This window comes from Azospirillum lipoferum 4B (assembly GCF_000283655.1).
GTDB classification, from domain to species: domain Bacteria; phylum Pseudomonadota; class Alphaproteobacteria; order Azospirillales; family Azospirillaceae; genus Azospirillum; species Azospirillum lipoferum_C.
The window spans coordinates 46526-62015 of sequence record NC_016623.1; the positions used below are offsets into that span (position 1 = coordinate 46526).

A 15490-nucleotide genomic window follows, 5' to 3' on the forward strand; every position below is an offset into this window, starting at 1 on the left:
TTCGGATTTCGAACGTGAGGTGTTGCGAGGGACTGACAGTTTAGCTTTGCGCTTACAGACAAAAAACACATAAGATAGGTTATGGAAAATTTTCACGCACCTCCTCAAACCAGCCATGCGCCAGATCGGGGCATCGCAGCGCCGGGGCCACTTGCCGAAATTAGATAGCTAACCTATTAAATAGCTATGCTACATGATAAGCCTCTGCGCCTTCCTCCCAATTTCGGCCTGCACCTGTTCCGCGCCTCCCATCTGTGGCGGCGGGCGGCGAACAGGGTGTTGGCGGACAGCGGATTCTCGACCTCGGCCATCGCGCCGCTGATGCTGCTGGCCGAACTCGGCGACGGGTTGCGCCAGCGGGAACTGGCGGAGGAGATGGCGGTCGAAGGACCGTCGCTCGTCCGGCTGCTCGACGGGCTGGAGGCCGCGGGGCTGCTGGAACGGCGGGAGGATGCCTGCGACCGGCGGGCGAAAACCCTGCACATGACCGACGCCGGCCGTCAGCTGTTGGTTCAGGTGAACGAGGCATTGAACGACGTCCGCCAGCGCCTGATGGCGAACGTGACGGAGGCCGACGTGGAGGCCTGCTATCGCGTGCTCGCCACCATCGAAGCCAACGCCAAGCGCGAACAGACCTGACCGCGGCGCGATCCCGGCGGCGCGGACAAGCCCAGGCTTGCTGTGCCTCCGGTTCGATCGGTGCGGTGATTGAGGAACCAAGATCGTGACTTTCCTGCCTTCCTTGCGGACCGTGGCCCGGATCGCCGTGACCCTGTCGATCACCGTGGCGGCGGTCGGCGGCGGCCTGTGGCTGTGGGACTATTACATGAACGAGCCCTGGACCCGTGACGGCCGCGTCCGTGCCGACATCGTGCAGGTGTCGCCCGACGTCGCCGGGCTGGTCACCGATGTCCGGGTGTCCGACAACCAGACGGTTCATAAGGGCGACGTTCTGTTCGTCGTCGATCCCGGCCGCTACCGGCTGGCGGTGGAGCAGGCCCAGGCCAATCTCGACAGCGCCAGGGCGGAGCAATCCTACCGCAGTGCCGAGGCCCATCGTTACGAGCAGCTGGGCAACAATGTCGTCTCCACCGCCCAGCGGCAGGAGGTGATGGCGGCGATGGCCAAGGCCGCTGCCGCCACCAAGCAGGCCGAAGCCGCGCTCGACCTCGCCCGCTTCAACCTGGAGCGGACGGAGGTGAAGGCGACGGTCGATGGGTACGTCACCAACCTACAGCTGAAGACCGGCAATTACGTTGCCGCCGGGCAGGCGGTGGTTGCGCTGATCGACCGGCACTCCTTCTACGTCATGGGCTATTTCGAGGAGACCAAGCTGCCGCGCATCCATGCCGGGGCGCCGGTTTCCGTGCGGATCATGGGGACGAATGCCGAGCTGCGCGGCCGGATCGACAGCATCACCCGCGCCATCGTCGACCGTGACCGGGCGGAGGGCAGCGGGCTGGTCGCCAACGTCAACCCGACCTTCAACTGGGTGCGGCTGGCCCAGCGGATCCCCGTGCGCATCGTGCTGGACGAGGTGCCGGACTCGCTGCAGCTGGTGGCCGGACGCACCGCGACGGTGTCGGTCATCGGGGCTCCCGATGGCGCGCCGAAGGTCGCCGGGCTGCCGGCGGAGCGGTGAGCGCATCGCGATGCCGAAATCCCCCAACTCCGCCCCTGCCCTCTCCCTGTCCCCGGCGCCGACCTTCAACGAGCTGGTCTTCTCGCTGAAGTCCTTCGCGGCCTCCATGCTGGCGCTCTACATCGCCTTCGGCATGGGGTTGCCGCGCCCCTTCTGGGCGATGCTGACCGCCTATGTGGTGTCGAGCCCGCTGTCGGGAACCGTCCGGTCCAAGGCTGTGTACCGCGTCGTCGGCACGGTGATCGGCAGCATCGCGTCCATCGTCCTGACGGTGGAGCTGATCAACGCGCCGGAACTGCTGTCGCTGGCGGTCGGGCTGTGGGTCGGCGGTTGCCTGTTCGTTTCGCTGCTGGACCGTACGCCGCGCAGCTACGTCTTCATGCTGGCCGGCTACACCGCCGGACTGATCGTCTTCCCCGGCGTCGCCAATCCCGAGGCGATCTTCGACACCGGACTTGCCAGGGTGGAGGAGATCATCCTGGGCATCGTTTGCGCCACCGTCATCCACAGCGTGGTGCTTCCACGGGGCTTGGGTCCGGTGCTGCTCGGCAAGCTCGACGCGGCGCTGCGCGATGCGGAGCGCTGGACGCTCGACGCGCTGGACGGGGCGGAAATCGACGCCCGGCTGCGCGACCGCCACAAGATGGCGACCGACCTGACCGAATTGCGGGTGATGACCACCCACCTTCCCTACGACACCTCCGACCTGCGCTGGATGACCCGGCCGATGCGGGCCTTGCAGGACCGCATGGTGTATCTGCTGCCGGTGCTGACCGCGGTTCAGGACCGGCTGATCGCGCTGCGCCGGGCGGACGGCACGCTGCCGCCGGACGTGGCCCCCGTGCTGACCGCCGTGCGCGACTGGATCGCCGCCGGGGCCGGTGCCGATCCGGTGGAGGCCGACCGGCTGACCGGCTGGCTCGACCGGCTGGCGGCGGAGGTGTCCGCGGGTTCGGCCGGCGATTGGGAGGCGGCGACCCGCTTCAGCTTCATCCGGCGCCTGCGGTCGCTGGTGGAAATCCATCGCGATTGCCGGGCCCTGCGGGCGCACATCGCGTCCGGCGACCATGCCCTGCCCGACCATCTGGACCCGCTGGCGCGCAAGCGGTCGCGCGGAGTCTTCCACCTCGACCATGGCATGGCGCTGTGGTCGGCGGCGGCGGCGCTGCTGGGGATCACCGTCATCTGCGCCTTCTGGATTCTGACCGGCTGGTCGTCCGGCTCGATGGCGGCGATGATGGTGGCGGTCTTCACCTGTTTCTTCGCCTCCTTCGACGATCCGGTGCCGGGCATCCGCCTGTTCCTGGTCTATACGCTGGCCTCGATGCCGCTGTCGGCCTTCTATCTGTTGGTGGTGCTGCCGTCCTTCGACAGCTTTCCGATCCTGGCGCTCTGTCTGGCGCCTACCCTGGTGACGCTGGGCGTGTTCGTCGCCCGGCCGGCGACGATGGGCAAGGCGATGGCGCTGATCTTCGGCGTCGGCGGCTCGCTCAGCCTGCTCGACACCGGGACCGGCGACTTCGCCTCCTTCCTGAACAGCAGCGCCGGGCAGATCGTCGGCATCGTCACCGCCATGCTGGTCACCCGCCTGTGCCGGTCGGTCGGCGCCGCCTGGAGCGCCCGGCGCCTTCTGCATGTCGGCTGGCGCGAGATCGCCGATCTGGCCGGGCGCAGGACGGTGCCTGCGGCCGATGGCTTCGAAAGCCGCATGCTGGACCGGGTCGGCCTGCTGTCGGCCCGGCTGGCGCAGGCCGGCGGATCGGTGGATGTGGACGCCATCGACGCGGTGCGCGACCTGCGGGTCGGGCTGAACGTGGTGGAGCTTCAGCGGGTCCGGCCGGTGCTGGGCGCTGAGGCCGGGCCGGTGCTGGACCGGCTGTTGCGCGGCGTCGCCGCCCATTTCCGCGCCCTGTCGGCCAAGCGTCCCGATCCGGCCCCGGCCGAACTGCTGGGCAGCATGGACGCGTTGCTGTCGGCGGTCACCACCGCGCCGCGCTGCCCCGACCGCGACCGGGCGGTGGTGGCGTTGGCCTCCCTGCGGCGCAGCCTGTTCCCCGACGCCGCAATCGGCGACCCGCAGCCGACTGACGAGATGCAGTTTTCTGAAAGGGCACGCGCATGATCGGCGAGATCGATGTCTACGGCCTGTTCCTTCCCCCGCTTCTGGTGCTGGCCGTCGTGGCCTGGGCGGTGTCGGCGCTGCTGCGCCGGGGGTTGCGCGCGGTCGGCGCCTATGGCTGGGTGTGGCACCCGCCGCTGTTCGACTTCGCGCTCTATGTGCTGGTGCTGAGCGGCGTTGCCGGGCTGTGGTCGGTCTGGACCGCCTGACGAAATCCACCACACCCAAGGCGGGCGGAGCATGCTAGGCTGCGCCCCATGACCGCCCCCCTGTCGCAGCCCTTTTCCATCCCCGGCATGCTGCCCGATGCCGACGCCGAGAGCGCCTGGATCGAGGTGATCCGGAAGATGGACGAGACTTACGCCAATCTGGTGTCGCAGCAGGTGGAACTCGAGCGCAAGAATGCCGAGCTGGAGGAGGCGCAGGCCTTCATCGCCAGCGTCCTCGGCTCGATGACCGACGTGCTGATCGCCTGCGACCGTGACGGCCGGATCGAGCAGACCAACCCGGCGGCCGAGCGGGCGCTCGGTTGCACCGGGCGGGAACTGACCGGCCGCCTGTTGCGCGATTTCCTCGACCCCGCCTCCCACCCCGCCTTCGCCCGGCTGTGCAGCGCCGCCCTTCAGCGGGAGGGGGGCAGCGATGTGGAGCTGTCCCTGCGGGGGCCGACCGGTCCCTTCCCCGTCGCGGTCAACAGCACGGTGCGCTACGACCAGCGCGGTCATGCCATCGGGCTGGTGCTGGTCGGCCGGCCCATCGGGGAACTGCGCCGCGCCTACCGCGACCTCGCCTCCGCCCATGAAGGGCTGAAGCAGACCCAGCAGCAGCTCGTCCATTCGGAAAAGATGGCTTCGCTCGGCCGGCTTGTGGCCGGCGTGGCGCATGAACTGAACAACCCGATTTCCTTCGTCTATGGCAACGCCCATGCCATGCGCCGCTATGTCGACCGGCTGACCGCCTATCTCGACCGCGTGCATGAGGGCGCCGGCGCCGCCGAACTGGCGGGCCTGCGCAAGGAGCTGCGCATCGACCGCGCCCGCGCCGACGCGGCGGCGACGCTGGACGGCATGCTGGAGGGGACGGAGCGGGTGCGCGACATCGTGGCGGAGCTTCGCCGCTTCTCGTCGGAACAGAAGCACGCCTGGGAACGCTTCGATCTGACGGCACTTCTCCGGTCCGCCGTGACCTGGGTGGCGAAGGCGCAGATGCCGGACCTGACCGTCGTCTTCGACCTGCCGGAGACGCTGGAGATCGCCGGTCATCCCGGCCACCTGCATCAGGTCGCCATGAACCTCGTCCAGAACGCCATCGACGCCATGGCCGGTTCTACGCTCAAGCGGCTGGAACTGCATGGCCGGGAGGAGGCCGGGCAGGTCGTCGTCACCATCCGCGACACCGGCCACGGCATTCCAGAGGCGATCCTGGGCCGGGTGTTCGATCCCTTCTTCACCACCAAGCCGGTCGGCAAGGGCACCGGGCTCGGCCTGTCGATCAGCTACCAGCTGGTGCGCGACCATGGCGGCGCGCTGGCCGCGGCCAACCATCCCGATGGCGGGGCGCTGTTCACCCTGAGCCTGCCGGCGGCCGGGCGCAAAGATGGGGCCGCGAGATGAACGGACAGGCGATGAGGGAACGTCCGCTGTCGGTGCTGTGGCTGCAATCGGGCGGCTGCGGCGGCTGCACCATGTCGCTGCTCTGTGCCGAATCCCCGGATCTGATGACGCTGTTCGAGACGGCCGGCATCCGCCTGCTCTGGCATCCCAGCCTGTCCGAGGAATCCGGGGCGGAGGCGTTGGATCTGTTCGAGCGCATCCTGTCCGGGGCGGAGCCGCTGGACGTGCTGTGCGTGGAGGGATCGCTGCTGCGCGGACCCAACGGCACCGGGCGCTTCCATGTGCTGGCGGGGACCGGCCGGCCGACCATCGACTGGGCGCGCGATCTGGCCGCCGTTGCCGGCAATGTGCTGGCCATCGGCACCTGTGCGGCCTATGGCGGCATCACCGCGGGCGGCGAGAACATCGCCGATGCCTGCGGCCTGCAATATGAGGGGACGCAACGCGGCGGGGCGCTGGGTGGGGAGTTCCGCGCGCGCGGCGGCCTGCCGGTGGTGAATGTCGCCGGCTGCCCGACCCATCCCAACTGGGTGACCGAGTCGCTGATGCTGCTGGCCGAGGATGCCTTGCGGCCTGAGGATCTGGACGTCTACCAGCGCCCGCGCTTCTACGCCGACCATCTGGTCCATCATGGCTGCCCGCGCAACGAGTATTACGAATACAAGGCGAGCGCGGAGAAGCCGTCGGACCTCGGCTGCCTGATGGAGCATCTCGGCTGCCTGGGTACGCAGGCGCATGCCGACTGCAACACCCGCCTGTGGAACGGCGAGGGATCCTGCACCCGGGGCGGCTCCGCCTGCATCAACTGCACGGCGCCGGGCTTCGAGGAGCCGGGGCATCCGTTCCAGCAGACCCCGAAATTCGCCGGCATCCCCATCGGCCTGCCGACCGACATGCCGAAGGCGTGGTTCGTGGCGCTCGCCTCCCTCGCCAAGGCGGCGACGCCGGAACGGGTGCGCCGCAATGCCGCCGCCGACCGCATCGTCGTGCCGCCTACCGTCCGCCCCACCCGGAAAGGCTGAACCGGTGAGCGAAGAGCCGAAACGACGCCTGATCGTGGGTCCTTTCAATCGTGTGGAGGGCGATCTTGAGGTGAAACTTGAGATCGACGGCGGGCGTGTTTCCGCCGCCTTTGTGAACTCCCCCCTGTTCCGCGGGTTCGAGCGCATTCTGGAGGGGCGCGACCCGATGGATGCGCTGGTGGTGGCGCCGCGCATTTGCGGCATCTGCTCCGTCTCGCAGAGCCATGCGGCGGCGCTGGCGCTGGCCGGAGCGACGGGGGTGGAGATACCGCGCAACGGCGTTCTGGCGACCAACCTGATGACGGCGACGGAGAATGCCGCCGATCACCTGACACATTTCCACCTGTTCTTCATGCCCGACTTCGCCCGGCCCGCCTATGAAGGCCGCCCATGGTTCGAGCGGGCGGAGGTGCGCTTCAAGGCGGCGCAGGGCAGTGCCGTGCGTGGCGCCACCGCGGCGCGGGCGGAACTGTTCCATGTGCTGGGCATTCTGGGCGGCAAGTGGCCGCACGCGCTGACGCTCCAGCCCGGCGGCGTGACCCGCGCGGCGGATGCCCGCGACCGGGTGCGGCTGCTCGCCACCGTCGGCGCCTTCCGCCGCTTTCTCGAGGACAGCCTGTTCGGCGCCCCGCTGGACCGCGTTCTGGAGCTTGCGGCGCCGGAGGATCTGGAACGCTGGCGCCTGTCCGGCCCGGCCGGCGATTTCCGCCTGTTCCTGGAGATCGCGGAGGATCTGGGCCTCGCCAATCTCGGCCGCGCCTATGGCCGGTTTCTCAGCCACGGCGCCTATCCGGCGGCCGACGGCGGGCATCTCTACCGCCGCGGGATCGTCGCCGACGGCCGGGACGCCGCCTTCGACCCCGATCAGGTGGCCGAGCATCACCGCTTCAGCCGCATGGCCGGGCAGGACCGCCCCCACCCGCCCTTTGCCGGCTCGACCGTGCCCGACGGCGCGGACCAGGACGGATACAGCTGGTGCAAGGCGCCGCGGCTGGCCGGCCTTCCCTATGAGACCGGGGCGATTGCGCGGCAGCTGGTGGACGGTCACCCGCTGATCCGGGCGCTGGTGGCGCAGGATGGCGGATCGGTGCGCAGCCGGGTGGTCGCCCGTCTGCTGGAACTGGCCCGCACCACCCGCGCCATGGAAGGCTGGCTGCGCGCCATCGAGCCCAACGGCCCCTGGTGCGCGACGGCGGAGATGCCGGACAGCGCCCAGGCGGTGGGCCTGACCGAGGCGGCGCGCGGTGCGCTCGGCCATTGGCTGCGGGTGGAGCGCGGGCGCATCGCCGGTTACCAGATCATCGCGCCCACGACCTGGAACTTCTCCCCCCGCGACCTCGACGGGGTTCCCGGCCCGCTGGAACAGGCTCTCGTCGGCGCGCCCGTGCAGGAGGGAGAGCGCACACCGCTGTCGGTGCAGCACATCGTGCGATCCTTCGATCCATGCATGGTCTGCACGGTGCATTGAAAATTCATAAGTGAAATCAACGATCTACTGCGCGATTGTCAGAATTTGCCAAAATTCATGCAACAGCGCTCGGCGGACCATGGCCAATCGCATGCCGCCAGCCGGACACGAACAGGTTGGGGATGAACTTGGGTAGGGCCTGTTGGAGTCAGACAACCGATCTTGGAGAGCGTCATGAGCGACAAGCCAACCGAAGACCAGCCCGTCCAGGGTGAGGCCAACAAGCAGGTGCCGGAGACGCCATCGACGGCGAACGATGGAAAGCGGACCGGCGCAGAGAAGGCGAGCGACCGCGAGGGGCAAACCCGGGAAGCCGGATACGACGAGGCATAAGAATGAAAGGAGAAGGCCGCTCGGTGGAGCGGCCTTCGCTTTGTTGGGGGCTGGACTCTGCCCTGGGAGATGGCGTCAGGAGATGATGAATGTCGCATAGGACATGATGCCGACAAACATCAGGAGTGAAACCAGCCGGGCCATGCCGACCTCCATCGGATTGGAAGATGCGTTCTGATGGAGGAGGTTTTAAGCCGTTGCCGGTCCGGGAAAAATGCCGGGTTTCCGGTTTCACCGTTCCGATCCTGCGAACAATGGCCGCCGCCCGCCAACGGGGCATGGCGATGGAACGCGCCAGTGTCCGGGCGGTGCCTGCGCCTGCTCGTGGCCTTTTGCAGAAGCAAATTGGATCAATGATCGATGCGACGCGATACAGGTTTTCACTGATGCCATCTCAGTGGGATTCTTTAGGGGGTCTCCGCGAGAATGTCCATGAACGCTGAAACCTAAGAATGAGCGTGCATCGTCGAATCTATTCGCAATCGGCTGGTCTTCTAGACGTCTTAGAAAATGCCTTCAAGATCCGTGGATTTTTTGATCGCGAAGCACATTATCTAAGATAACACACATCAGGATTTCTTCAGAGAGCCAAGCCGATGACCGAAGTCTTCGGCTCCGGAAGAGGAGGTTGCTGCCATGACAGAACAGACACTCGTCAGACCGGAAAGCAGCGCTGAAGACTCCGTTGCGATCCCTTCGCAGACGATAGTGCGGCTGCGGCAACTGCTGGCCGGCGGGAATCGCCATGCCGCCGGCTCCATCCAATTGATCGGCCTGAGTGCGCTGCGGACGGAGCTCGGCGACCGTTGGAACAGCGTGAAGGCGCGCGTTCATGACCAGACCGAACGGTTGCTCGATCGGCATTTGGCGCCGTCCGATGTCTGGCTGCGCGCCGATGAAGCGAACTATCTGGTTGTTTTCGCCACATTGGACCGGCAGGCCGGTGAACTCGTCTCCGGCCGGATCGTTGCCGAACTCCATCGGCTCATGTTGGGAAGCGCGGATACCAGCCGGATAGCCGTGCGCAGCATCGTGACCGAGATCGATGGACATATGGTCGTCGAAGTGAAGTCGCTCGATCAGCTGATGGCAAGTCTGCTGCTGCAGAGCGCCGCCTCGCCACCATCCGTCACGGATGCGGGCGAGGGTCGTCCGGCTGGCGCAGCGGTGATGTCCGAGTTGGAGGCTTTCCGGCCCGACATCTGTTTCCGTCCGGTCTTCGACGTATCGCACAAGGTTCTGTCCACCTATGTCTGCCACCCCGATGGCGCGACGAAGAGGCTCCTCGGCGCATTGTCCAACGATGAGATGCGTTATGAAGAGCGCATGGCCGAAGCGGATGTCGAGGTTCTGCGCCGGTCTGTCGAGATATACGGGGAGCTGTACCAGAACAGCTTCCGCTATATGCAGAATGTGACCGTTGGCTTTTCGACGCTTTCGGTCGGTCGCTACCGGCGGGAATATCTGTCAGTCTGTCATGAAATTCCTGTTCACCTCCGTCCTTTCATGGTTTTCGTCTTGCGCGGGGTCCCGCCTGGGGTTCCATACGGTCGCGTGGCCGAGATCACGACCATCCTGAAGTCTTATTGCCGCGCGATCCTCGTGCTGATCGACGATGGTGCACCGAACCTCGCGGCCTTCGCGCAGGCGGGCGTCCGTGGTTTGGGGGTGACCATCCAGCCCGGTGAACCGGAGACGCGGGCCGCCAACCGCATCAACAGTCTCGGGACCCATGTGCGCCGGCACGGCATGCTGTTCTTCGTCGACGGCATCCGAACGGCGGCGATGCTGCGGGTGGCCGAGGATGCAGGCGCTTCCTACGTCGCCGGTCCGTTGATCGGCGGGGAAATCGACGTTCCCGAGCATATGAAGCATGTGACCGAGCGCGAGTTGATACAGCGATCGGCAAAACTGACGCGCCGGCACTGATCGGCAACCATCCAGCCAGACTGGCAAGTCAGTTGCCACTTTCTAGATGTGCTGTAATGTTGATGTCCACAATCGCTGACCTGCCGAGCGATGCGTGGGGAAATATGTAGGCTGATCAACGGGCTGGCTTTGTCGTTGATCCTGGCATGAAACTTGTATGAACAAGCCTCGGCGGCAGGGTGCCGCTGCATGTGGCTATGCCGGGGCAAGGGAATGGACGAAACGGGGTGCGGCGGCGGTCGCGAAGCGGCGCGAATCCTGGTGTTGGGCATCGGCAACATCCTGTGGGCCGACGAAGGCTTCGGCGTCCGCACCATCGAGCGCTTGGCCGCCGATTGGCGGTTTCCCGACACCGTTACGCTGATGGATGGTGGCACCCAGGGGCTGTATCTGCTGCCGCATCTGGAGAGCGCCGACGCCCTGATCGTGGTCGACGCCATCGATTACGGCCTGCCGCCGGGCACCCGCCGGGTCTTCCACGGCGACGATGTGCCTGCCTTCCTGGGCGCCAAGAAGATGAGTCTGCACCAGACGGGGTTTCAGGAGGTGCTGGCGAGCGCCATGTTCCTCGGCCGCTGCCCGGAAAAGCTGATCCTGGTCGGCGTGCAGCCGGAATGCCTGGAGGATTACGGCGGCGGCCTGACCGATACCGTCGCGGCCCAGGTCGCCCCCACCATCGACGTCATTCTGAATCTATTGCGCGCCGAGTTCGGCGTGGAAGCTGCGCCGCGGAACGCCGCTGCCGACATTGCCGCCCCGGCCATCGCCCGCGACGCCTATGAGGGCGGACGGCCCAGTGCCGAGGATGCCTGCCGCATCGGCGATCCCCGCATTCTGGCGGCGCTGTCCGCCACGGCATCCTGACGGGAGCGCGGCCAGCATGTGCATCGGCATTCCCCTGCGCCTGACCGCCGTCGACGGTATCGTCGGCCGGGCAGAGGACGGATCGGCCGTCGACCTGTCGCTGGTTCCGGAGGCCGGTCCCGGCGACTGGGTGCTCGGCTTTCTGGGCGCTGCCCGCCGGTTGCTGGAGCCGGAGGAGGCGGCGCAGATCCTCGATGCGCTGGCGGCGATGGCCGCGGCGCTGGACGGGGAAGCGCTGGACAGCGCCTTCGCCGACCTGACCGGCCGTGAACCGACCCTTCCCCCCCACCTGGAGGCGGCCCGCGCGGCCGGCCTGACGGAGGCCTGACGCCATGACCGACCTAGCCCCCCCGCTCGCGAAACCGCGCCTGCCCTTGCCGCCGCTGGTCGATCTGCTGACCGACGTTCATGGCTATCCGCGGCTCGACCATGCTGACGACCGGCCCTGGCTGGACGATCCGGCCAAGGATTGGGTGGTCTTCCTGCCCGGCCATGGCAAGGGCAATGCGGAGACTGCCGACGTGGCCGTCATCCTGCCGGAACTGGTCCGCGCGCTGCACCCGCGCCTGACCCCGGCGGTGGCGGGCGAGGCGGCGGAGCGCGCGATCCTGGCGCTGACCGGCATGATGAGCCTGCCCGCCCTGGTCTTCCTGCGCGGCGACCGGCTGCTGGGCAGCATTCCGCGCGTGCGCGACTGGGACGACTACCTGCAGCGGATCGGCGAGATTCTGGAAGGCGCTTCGGAAGGCGGTGCGGCATGAGTTCCCTGTTCGGCATGACCCACCCGCCGGTCGGCTTCGGTCCCGGCAGCCAGCCCGACGCGACGGAGGAAGGGCTGGAGTACCTGCCGATGCCGTCGGGCATGCGCGTCTATGAACCGCACCTGCCGGAGGTCGCCGACCCTGCCCGCGCCGCCGCGGCGCGGGCGGTGCTGGTCCGCATTCATCAGGCGCTGGCCGGCTGGTCGGCGGGCGAGGAAATCCGCATTCCGGTCGACGATATCGACGCTCCGGTTCTGGCCCTGGTGGACGAGGCGCTGGGCGAAGGCGAGGTGGCGGTGAAGGTCGACCGCGCCGGCGACCGGCTGGAGATTCAGGAAGCGTCGCTGGCCGGCGTCTGGCGCGTGCGTGGCTTCGGTGACGGGACGGTGCGCGAAAGCCTGCTGGTCGGCAGCTTCCCGCGGGTGGCGCTGAACCGCGCCTTCACCGCCGTTGCACCGGTGGTGACCGGGCCGGCGCCGGCCGGGCTGATGAACGGCCAGCCGATCCTGACCGAACTGCTGGACCGCAGCGCCGCCTGGCGCCGCGGCGACGCTCCCCACGCGGTGAATTTCAGCTTGCTGCCCCACACGCCCGAGGATCTGGCCTTCATCGAACAGCGGCTGGGCGTGGGCGCCACCACCATCCTGTCGCGCGGCTACGGCAACTGCCGCGTCACCGCCAGCGCGACGCCGAACGTCTGGTGGGTGCGCTATTACAACTCCGTCGATACGCTGATCCTCGACACGGTGGAGATCGTCGACGTGCCGGCGGTGGTTTGCGCCGCGGCGGAGGACATCGCCGACAGTGCCGAACGGCTGGCCGAGATCCTCGACGCGCTGGCGACCGATCTGGAGCGGGTGCGATGAGCGCCGCCGCCTCGCGCTTCGAAGGTTCCTACCTCGGCGACGCCACGCGCATCGGGACGGCCACGCGGATGGAATGCAAGATCTGCTGGCATGTCTACGACCCGGCGGAGGGCTGCGAGCATTGGCAGGTGCCGCCCGGCACCGCCTTCGCCGCCCTGCCCGGTCATTGGCGCTGCCCGGTCTGCGACGGCGCCCGCGACCAGTTCATGGCGCTGGACGGCGAAGCTGCCGTGGCGGAGACGGTCGCTGCGCCGCTGCCCGCCATCCCTGCCCCGCCCGCCCAGCCGGTGGAGACCATCGCCCGGCTGGAAGCGGTCTTCCGCGAGATCCACACCGCGCAGATGCGCGGCCTGCCCATCGTCAACGACGCGCTGGCGGTGAAGGCGGTCGGCTTCCGCCGGCATGAAGACCGCTGGCTGGGCGCACTGGTCACGCCGTGGTTCCTGAACCTCGTCCTGCTGCCGGGCGAGGGGGACGACTGGTCGGGGCTGGTGCCCGGTGCCAAGGAACTGATCGAGTTCCCGTCCGGCCGGTACGAGTTCGTCCATGCCAACCGCAAGGGGGTGGGCGCCTACAAGGCCTGTTCGCTGTTCTCGCCGATGTTCGAGTTCGCCTCCATGCTGCAGGCGACGGAAACGGCGTCGGCGGCGCTGGTCTCCCTCTTCGATCCCGCCATCCGCGAGGACGGCACCCGGCAAACCGCCGAGATCCGGCGCCGACGCGAGGAGGAACTCGCTCCGCCGCCGGAAGCGGTTGCGGATCCAGCGGAGCCTGTGCGCCCGTCCCGCCGCGCGCTGCTCGGCATGGGGTCAGCAGAGGCTGCCGATGCATGAGATGGCGCTCTGCGAAAGCCTGCTCCAGGCGATGGAGGAGGCCGGGCGGGCGAACGGCTTCAGCCGCGTCACCAGGGTTCGGCTGGAGATCGGCCGCTTCGCCGGGGTGGAGGTGGAGGCGCTGCGCTTCGGCTTCGACGTGGTCACGCGCGGCTCTCTGGCCGACGGGGCGGAGCTGGTGGTGCTGGATGTGCCGGGCCGCGGCTGGTGCTTCGACTGCAGCGACACGGTGGATCTGGACGACCGGCTGTCGCCCTGTCCACACTGTGGCGGCAGCCGGCTGCACCCCAACGGCGGCACCGAGATGACGATCAAGGATCTCGAGGTCGAATGAGGTCGCCCAGATGAGGAAGGACCCCGCGCGATGACCGACACCACCCGCCCCGGCATCCTGGTGGTGGATGACGAACCGCGCTCCGTCGAGGTCATCGCCCGCCTGCTGGACGAGGAGTTCGAGGTCTTCACCGCCCTGTCGGCGGAGGAGGGCCTGCGCCTGCTGGAAACCGAATGGATCCAGGTGGTCTTCTCCGACCAGCGGATGCCGGAGGTCAGCGGCGTCGAGTTCCTGACCCAGGTGCGCGAACGCTGGCCGGAGGTGGTGCGCATCGTCATCACCGGCTACATCGACCCCGAGGACATCATCGGCGCCATCAACACCGCCGGCATCCACCAGTTCATCACCAAGCCCTGGCATCCCGACCATCTGCTGCTGACCGCCCGCAACGCGGCGAAGATGTACCAGCTGCAGCGCGAGCATGACCGGCTGACCAATGAGTTGAAGCTGCTGCCGCCCGTCGCCGAAACCCGCGTGGCCTCGAAGCGCGAGCGGGTGCGGCAGTCCTACCGCTTCGACGGGCTGGTCAGGGCCGAAGGCAGCCCGGTGGAGGAGGTCTGCCGGCAGGCGGAGCGGGTGGCCGGCTTCAACGTGCCGGTGCTGGTGCTGGGGGAAACAGGCACCGGCAAGGAATTGCTGGCGCGCGCCATCCATTACGGCAGTCCGCGGTCCGACCAGCCCTTCTACTGCGAGAATTGTGGCGCCATCCCGGACGAACTGCTGGAAAGTGAGCTGTTCGGCCACAAGAAGGGGGCCTTCACCGGCGCGCACAGCAACCGCCTCGGCCTGCTGGAACAGGCGGACGGCGGCACGATCTTCCTCGACGAGATCGGCGACATCAGCCCGGCCTTCCAGGTCCGGCTTCTGCGCTTCCTGCAGGAGGGCGAGATCCGGCCCGTCGGCTCCAACGAGACGCGGCGGGTCGATGTCCGCGTCGTCGCCGCCACCCACCGCGACCTGACCGCTGAGGTGAAGGCCGGCCGCTTCCGCGAGGACCTCTATTACCGGCTCAGCACCATGACGCTTACCATGCCGCCCCTGCGCGACCGGCCGGACGACATCCCGGTTTTGGCCCGCCACATCCTGGACCGGCTGTCAGTCGCCCATGGCAAGCCTGTTGCCGGTTTCGCCCCCGACACGCTGGCCTGCCTGGAGGCCTATGGCTGGCCCGGCAATGTGCGCGAGCTGCAGAACGAGATCATGCGCATGCTGGTGCTGTGCGAGGGCGACACGCTGGGGGCGGAGCTGCTGTCCGACCAGGTGCTGCGCGGTGCCGCGTTGAACGCCCGCCCCGCCTCGCCGGAGGACGGGCCTCTGCCGCCGCTCGACCTGATCGGCCAGGGCGGACCGCTGAAGTCGCGCATCGAGCGGGTGGAGGCCGGCATCCTGATGGAAACGCTGGTCCGCTGCCGCTGGAACAAGAGCAAGGCCGCCGACGAGCTGGGTCTGTCCCGCATGGGCCTGCGCGCCAAGCTGGAACGCTACGGCATCGAGCGCGGGTCGGCGCAGAGGCATTAATATCCCCCTCTCCCGCCCCGGGAGAGGGAAGGGGCCCGCCGCGAAGCGGTGGGAAGGGTGAGGGGTTCGACAGGGATCGAAGATCCATGTCCGGAATGCCCCTCACCCTCCCCACTCCGTGGGGCCCCTCCCTCTCCCGGGGCGGGAGAGGGCATGTTCCGATCACCAAACCACAAGAACTCCGAGGA

Annotated in this window: 16 protein-coding genes; all 16 read left to right on the forward strand. The window is 67.9% G+C overall.

What is annotated here, in order from left to right:
* The first annotated feature begins 186 nt into the window (after positions 1–186).
* The 16 genes from AZOLI_RS21825 to AZOLI_RS21895 all read left to right on the forward strand — a co-directional run bounded on the left by AZOLI_RS21825 (position 187) and on the right by AZOLI_RS21895 (position 15302).
* Complete coding sequence (locus tag AZOLI_RS21825) at positions 187–639, forward strand: MarR family winged helix-turn-helix transcriptional regulator (RefSeq protein WP_014249347.1); 453 nt, start codon at positions 187–189, stop codon at positions 637–639.
* 85 nt (positions 640–724) lie between these two features.
* Entirely contained in the window at positions 725–1642 is a 918-nt protein-coding gene (locus tag AZOLI_RS21830) for an efflux RND transporter periplasmic adaptor subunit (protein ID WP_162488367.1), read from the forward strand.
* Positions 1643–1652: 10 nt separating this feature from the next.
* Positions 1653–3764, forward strand: coding sequence for an FUSC family protein (locus AZOLI_RS21835; RefSeq protein ID WP_014249349.1), 2112 nt, complete (start codon positions 1653–1655; stop codon positions 3762–3764).
* Complete coding sequence (locus AZOLI_RS21840) at positions 3761–3970, forward strand: DUF1656 domain-containing protein (protein ID WP_014249350.1); 210 nt, start codon at positions 3761–3763, stop codon at positions 3968–3970. Before AZOLI_RS21835 ends, AZOLI_RS21840 begins: the two co-directional genes overlap by 4 nt.
* Before the next feature lie 48 nt (positions 3971–4018).
* Positions 4019–5374 (forward strand): sensor histidine kinase, encoded by a 1356-nt coding sequence (locus AZOLI_RS21845; protein ID WP_014249351.1) that lies wholly within the window; start codon positions 4019–4021, stop codon positions 5372–5374.
* An 11-nt stretch (positions 5375–5385) separates the two neighbouring features.
* Positions 5386–6396 carry a HupU protein gene (locus AZOLI_RS21850; protein ID WP_162488368.1) on the forward strand — a complete coding sequence of 337 codons (1011 nt, stop codon included), beginning with the start codon at positions 5386–5388 and terminating at the stop codon, positions 6394–6396.
* Between the two features lie 4 nt (positions 6397–6400).
* A complete protein-coding gene (locus AZOLI_RS21855; RefSeq protein ID WP_044552763.1) occupies positions 6401–7864 on the forward strand; it encodes a nickel-dependent hydrogenase large subunit in 1464 nt (487 codons plus the stop codon).
* A 174-nt stretch (positions 7865–8038) separates the two neighbouring features.
* Positions 8039–8197, forward strand: coding sequence for a hypothetical protein (locus tag AZOLI_RS32670; RefSeq protein ID WP_162488369.1), 159 nt, complete (start codon positions 8039–8041; stop codon positions 8195–8197).
* Between the two features lie 636 nt (positions 8198–8833).
* Positions 8834–10126, forward strand: a complete 1293-nt coding sequence (locus tag AZOLI_RS21860; protein WP_162488370.1) for a hypothetical protein — start codon at positions 8834–8836, stop codon at positions 10124–10126.
* Between the two features lie 213 nt (positions 10127–10339).
* A complete protein-coding gene (locus tag AZOLI_RS21865; protein WP_014249356.1) occupies positions 10340–10990 on the forward strand; it encodes a HyaD/HybD family hydrogenase maturation endopeptidase in 651 nt (216 codons plus the stop codon).
* 16 nt (positions 10991–11006) lie between these two features.
* A complete protein-coding gene (locus AZOLI_RS21870) occupies positions 11007–11318 on the forward strand; it encodes a HypC/HybG/HupF family hydrogenase formation chaperone (RefSeq protein ID WP_014249357.1) in 312 nt (103 codons plus the stop codon).
* A 4-nt stretch (positions 11319–11322) separates the two neighbouring features.
* Entirely contained in the window at positions 11323–11751 is a 429-nt protein-coding gene (locus tag AZOLI_RS21875) for a hydrogenase (protein WP_014249358.1), read from the forward strand.
* Entirely contained in the window at positions 11748–12617 is an 870-nt protein-coding gene (locus tag AZOLI_RS21880) for a hydrogenase expression/formation protein (protein WP_014249359.1), read from the forward strand. Before AZOLI_RS21875 ends, AZOLI_RS21880 begins: the two co-directional genes overlap by 4 nt.
* Complete coding sequence (locus tag AZOLI_RS21885) at positions 12614–13450, forward strand: [NiFe]-hydrogenase assembly chaperone HybE (RefSeq protein ID WP_014249360.1); 837 nt, start codon at positions 12614–12616, stop codon at positions 13448–13450. The genes AZOLI_RS21880 and AZOLI_RS21885 overlap by 4 nt, the downstream gene beginning before the upstream one ends.
* Positions 13443–13784, forward strand: a complete 342-nt coding sequence (gene hypA / locus AZOLI_RS21890; protein ID WP_014249361.1) for a hydrogenase maturation nickel metallochaperone HypA — start codon at positions 13443–13445, stop codon at positions 13782–13784. Before AZOLI_RS21885 ends, hypA begins: the two co-directional genes overlap by 8 nt.
* Positions 13785–13814: 30 nt before the next feature.
* Entirely contained in the window at positions 13815–15302 is a 1488-nt protein-coding gene (locus tag AZOLI_RS21895) for a sigma-54-dependent transcriptional regulator (RefSeq protein ID WP_014249362.1), read from the forward strand.
* Positions 15303–15490: the final 188 nt, after the last annotated feature.

Coding starts and splice junctions, on each gene's coding strand:
- AZOLI_RS21825 (WP_014249347.1), top strand. CDS start 187: ATGCTACATGATAAGCCTCTGCGCCTTCCTCCCAATTTCGGCCTGCAC.
- AZOLI_RS21835 (WP_014249349.1), top strand. CDS start 1,653: ATGCCGAAATCCCCCAACTCCGCCCCTGCCCTCTCCCTGTCCCCGGCG.
- AZOLI_RS21840 (WP_014249350.1), top strand. CDS start 3,761: ATGATCGGCGAGATCGATGTCTACGGCCTGTTCCTTCCCCCGCTTCTG.
- AZOLI_RS21845 (WP_014249351.1), top strand. CDS start 4,019: ATGACCGCCCCCCTGTCGCAGCCCTTTTCCATCCCCGGCATGCTGCCC.
- AZOLI_RS21850 (WP_162488368.1), top strand. CDS start 5,386: ATGAGGGAACGTCCGCTGTCGGTGCTGTGGCTGCAATCGGGCGGCTGC.
- AZOLI_RS32670 (WP_162488369.1), top strand. CDS start 8,039: ATGAGCGACAAGCCAACCGAAGACCAGCCCGTCCAGGGTGAGGCCAAC.
- AZOLI_RS21860 (WP_162488370.1), top strand. CDS start 8,834: ATGACAGAACAGACACTCGTCAGACCGGAAAGCAGCGCTGAAGACTCC.
- AZOLI_RS21865 (WP_014249356.1), top strand. CDS start 10,340: ATGGACGAAACGGGGTGCGGCGGCGGTCGCGAAGCGGCGCGAATCCTG.
- AZOLI_RS21870 (WP_014249357.1), top strand. CDS start 11,007: ATGTGCATCGGCATTCCCCTGCGCCTGACCGCCGTCGACGGTATCGTC.
- AZOLI_RS21875 (WP_014249358.1), top strand. CDS start 11,323: ATGACCGACCTAGCCCCCCCGCTCGCGAAACCGCGCCTGCCCTTGCCG.
- AZOLI_RS21880 (WP_014249359.1), top strand. CDS start 11,748: ATGAGTTCCCTGTTCGGCATGACCCACCCGCCGGTCGGCTTCGGTCCC.
- AZOLI_RS21885 (WP_014249360.1), top strand. CDS start 12,614: ATGAGCGCCGCCGCCTCGCGCTTCGAAGGTTCCTACCTCGGCGACGCC.
- hypA (WP_014249361.1), top strand. CDS start 13,443: ATGCATGAGATGGCGCTCTGCGAAAGCCTGCTCCAGGCGATGGAGGAG.
- AZOLI_RS21895 (WP_014249362.1), top strand. CDS start 13,815: ATGACCGACACCACCCGCCCCGGCATCCTGGTGGTGGATGACGAACCG.